Raw genomic sequence first — 1202 nt, 5'->3', positions numbered from 1 at the left:
GTCGTCATGATGAAGCCGTAAAGTCAGAATGCCTTTCCATTATTTCTGAACATCTGCTGGGCTTTGGCCCAACCTTGGCTCATGAGAAGCTCAGTAGTATGTTTGGCCTGCATATCCCGATAGAAACGGTTCGTCGCTAGATGATTGCAGCCGATTTATGGATTCCTCGCGCCAAGCGTCTGAAACGCCCATATCAGCCTCGATATAACCGGGATTGTTATGGTGAACTGATCCAGATTGATGGCTCATATCATGACTTGTTTGAAGGACGAGCACCTAAATGCTGTTTACTGGTGTTTATATGATGCCACAGGAAAATTGCAGCATTTACGCTTCTGTGAATCAGAATCAGCCTTTGACTATATGATTTCAACACGCCTGTATGTCGAACAGCACGGTAAACCATTGGCGTTTTACAGCGACAAACATTCAGTTTTTAGGGTGAATCAAAGCAGCAAGAAAGACACCAAGATTACGCAATTTGGACGCGTACTCAGCACTCTGAATATCGATATCATTTTCGCTAATTCACCCCAGGCTAAAGGACGTGTAGAACGAGCCAACAGGACCTTGCAGGACCGTCTGATTAAAGAAATGCGCCTTGAAGGTATCAGTTCAATTGAAGAGGCGAATAAGTGGCTGCCCTGCTTTATTGAGCAATTCAATCTCAAGTTTGCCAAGATGGCTTTTAATCCTAAGAACTTACATCGGACTGTCACTGAAACAGCCGAGGAATTAGATGATATTTTTACCTGGCGTGAACCCCGCAGAGTCACCAATAGCTTGACCATTACTTATGATAAATGCGTATATCTCCTGGAGAATACGGCAGAAAATCAGAGGTTGATCGGTAAATATCTTGAGTTCCTGGAATATCCGGATGGTACGGTAGCGATTGAGCATCAAGGTCGGAAGATCAATTACAGCATCTTCGATAAGTTAAGTCAGCTCAACCAGCGAGAGATCGTTGAGAATAAACGTTTAGGGGCTGTTCTCAATCATATCCAACAACAGCATGAAGAATTGGAATTGGAACAGCAAAATAAACGGAGTCGTTCTCAATCTATGCCACGTATACGTGCGGGCACTGTTGCAAATAGAGATTTGAGTCGATGATGTTCCCTTTAAAAAGTGCTTAGAGACCGAAAACTCTGTTGATTAGATACACTTCACCCTGAGGCTGACCATAATAGAATGATGAA

The 1202-nt window shown here is 43.3% G+C and carries 1 pseudogene; it reads left to right on the top strand.

The features are described 5' to 3' along the window. Positions 1-1116 (top strand): annotated as a pseudogene (locus tag ACE01R_RS17785) (ISNCY family transposase); the annotation flags it as partial. Positions 1117-1202: the final 86 nt, after the last annotated feature.

The organism is Acinetobacter sp. BSP-28 (genome assembly GCF_044130285.1).
In the GTDB taxonomy this organism is placed as follows: domain Bacteria; phylum Pseudomonadota; class Gammaproteobacteria; order Pseudomonadales; family Moraxellaceae; genus Acinetobacter.
The sequence above is the reverse complement of the archived record's forward strand: the minus strand, read 5'-3'. Positions and strand labels throughout refer to the sequence as shown.